We start from the raw sequence: 3,006 nt of genomic DNA, 5'->3' as shown, positions 1-3,006 counted from the left end.
TCGAAATCGACAAGATCCAACGTCAAGCGAAAGTGTTTGACCTGCTCGCCAGGATCACGTGGCGTTGACCTCACACTGACTCTGCGCAATACGGCGTTAGAGACGCGATTGGATTCGCGGCGTTACAGATGCTTTCAACTACCCCAAGAAATGATGGTGCTTTACCGCATGTTGCCATGGCGGCGCGCAACATCGCCCGACGAAGCGAGTTAAAGCGGGAGGGCCTTCGCTTGCTTTACCTTCTTTATCTATGCGCGACTGCCTCGTAGCATCGAGCGCGCGACATGCGTGTGTCGACGGCCCAGTCTAAGGTGTGAGCCAAGTCCGCGCGATTTCGACCAACCACCTCGTCGGAATGATTGTCTCGTGGCAATTTCCAGGAATGGGCCGCAAGCCAAGCGTGGCATCGTGGGCACAAGGGTTGCGCCTAAGCTGAAAATTCAGATCTCTCAGACATCTTGCGCGGAGCATCACATGATGCTCGGATGCTCGGCCGATGCGATCAAAGGAATTCTCGGCGTCTACCCGGCTACGTACGCGGACGACGACATGAAATCCGCTTTAGACGCGCTCGCTAGTTTGAACCCGAAGCCGATTGAAGCGTGCACGCCGGTCGAAGCGCGTCAGCAACCCACCCCCGTAGATGCTGTGAGAAAGGTGATGCAAGAACGCAACATCTCAATCGCATCGCACGTTGCAGCCATTCAAACGCGAGACATCGAAATTCGGGGTGCGGAGGGACATAATCCCGCGCGGCTCTATACACCGCCGGGGAATGGTCCGTTTCCCGCCGTTCTGTATCGACATCTGAAGGGCAATGGGGGGAGATTTGGCAATCTTATGCTGGCAGTCTGACACAGCGACCTGGATCGTCTTAATTTAGGACTCTTTGTCGGCTCCCTTTGGAGTTACGCAAGAGGACGTCATGATACGGTTCAGTTCCGAGAGATCGGCCGGCTTGACCATGTAATGATGGAACCCGGCTTGCCTGGCTCGCTCGCGATACTCCTCCCCCGCGTAACCGCTAAGCGCGATCAGCAGGGTACCGGCACATTCGGGCATCGTACGCAACTGGTGACAGATTTCGTATCCATTCATGTCCGGTAGACCAATGTCAAGGAGCACGACGTCCGGCCGAGAGTCCGCTGCGACCTGCAAGGCAGACGTACCATCAATCGCTACCTTCACGTCATGCCCGTCGAGCCTCAGCACCATTGCCGTGCTCTCCGCCGCATCGGTGTTGTCGTCCACTACAAGGATATTCTTGGGCGCTCCGCTCACGCTCGCGTCCTCAGCCGGATCCTGCTTGGGCGATGACAGCGTTTGTGCGTTCGATATCGGAAGCCGGACCACGAACACGCTGCCTTGACCCAGACCTTCACTCGACGCCCGTACGGTTCCATGATGCATTTCAACCAACTGTTGCACCAGGGCAAGACCCAGTCCCAACCCCGCTGACTTGCGGTCCAGCGTGCATTCCGCCTGAACGAAAATAGTAAAGATATTGGGTAGAAAGTCCGCCGTCATGCCGATGCCATTATCGGTCACCGTGAGGACCGCCTCGCCGCTTTCAGCCATGAGCGAAATCCTGATGCGACCGCCGGCACGCGTGTACTTGATGGCGTTGCTCAACAGATTGGTGACGACCTGCTCGAGCCGCATGGCGTCGCCATCGATCAGGATGGGCTGCGTCGGCAATGAAAGTACGAGCTCGTGTTGGTGCCCCTGAACCTCGGCGTGCAGCACGGTGACGCTTTGTTGGACGATCTGCACCAGGTCGACGGGCGCGATGCTGAGCTTGATGATGCCGCGGGTTACGCGTGACACGTCCAGCAGGTCATTGACCAGGCCGATCTCGTGATGCAACTGACGCGTCGCTGCTGCTCGCGCCAAATCTTGTGTTTCCTTCTCGACATCTGCGCGGCCCCAGATTTCCAATCCGTTGCCGACGGCGGCGAGCGGGTTGCGCAGTTCGTGTCCGAGCATCGCCAGGAATTCGTCCTTGTGACGATCCGCCGCCTGCAAACGTTCGACAGCAAGTTGATGCTGAGTAACGTCTTCGATAGTCATTAGGATCAGTTCATGCGCAGGCACGACCACGCGCGCTGCATTCAGCCGCATCGTTCGCGGTCCAATCCGAGGGAAATCGTGCGAGATCGGAAAATCGCGGACGATCGCCTGCTGAGGCAGAATCGTTTCGAGCAATTCCCGTAGGCTCGGAATGTTCCACTGTCCATTGCCTAACGTATAAAGCAGGGTGCCGATCGTCACGTCCGCAGTGGTGCGAAATGTCTCGTAGAACGCGCGATTGGCGCGCGTCACGCGCAAGTCCGGTTGCAACACGAGCAGCGGTTCGGACATCGTCTCGATGATCGCGTCGGCATAATCGCGGGCACTCGTGACCTCATCGTGGACCGTCCTGAGTTCTCTGTTGCGATAGCGCAACTCATCATTGGTGGTCAACAACTCCTCATTCAGCGACTGCAGTTCTTCCTTGGCCGTCTCCAGTTCTTCGTTCGTGCTCTGGAATTCCTCGTTACTGGAGAGCAGCTCCTCTTCGCTCGATTTGAGCTCCTCCCGGGCGCTTTCGTGCTCTTCGAGCATGGTTCGCATCTGCGTGCGCATGGCGCCGAGCTCGGCATTCAAGCGGGCAATTTCGTCGTCTCTGGGATCGGCACCTTTGGCGGCAATCCTGCGGCCCAATTGCTGCCGTAACGTCTGCATCAGCAGCGTTCCTAACGTGGCCTGCTGCGGTGCTGGCAAATCGTCCGATCGCTGCCCATTCTCGAAAAAGATGAGTAGCCAGCGCCCCTCCATGCCCGCAGTCTGCAGAGGATGCACTTCAAGACTGACGGCTTGGGGTCCGTTGGCACCCGCGGTCCGTACCCCGGTCTTGCGTACGGACACGCCTTCCTGTCGAACTTGCCTGATCGCCTCGCTGAGGGCCAGAAACACTTCGGGCCGCGCAAGGCGCTGCAGGTTGTTGTTCGGAGGACCGTTGGGATT

2 protein-coding genes are annotated in these 3,006 nt (G+C 58.0%); one reads left to right on the top strand and one right to left on the bottom strand.

The genetic code is table 11. From position 1 onward, the window contains the following. Positions 1–474 precede the first annotated feature (474 nt). Positions 475–855 (top strand): hypothetical protein, encoded by a 381-nt coding sequence (locus tag AWB80_RS42625; RefSeq protein ID WP_143328295.1) that lies wholly within the window; start codon positions 475–477, stop codon positions 853–855. Positions 856–879: 24 nt separating this feature from the next. Here AWB80_RS42625 and AWB80_RS42620 read toward each other — a convergent pair. Continuing rightward, positions 880–3,006: hybrid sensor histidine kinase/response regulator (locus AWB80_RS42620; protein ID WP_143328294.1), on the bottom strand; the 2,127-nt coding region annotated here is incomplete at its 5' end.

Origin of the sequence: Caballeronia pedi, from assembly GCF_001544915.2 — a bacterium.
GTDB classification, from domain to species: Bacteria; Pseudomonadota; Gammaproteobacteria; order Burkholderiales; family Burkholderiaceae; genus Caballeronia; species Caballeronia pedi.
The sequence above is the reverse complement of the archived record's forward strand: the minus strand, read 5'-3'. Positions and strand labels throughout refer to the sequence as shown.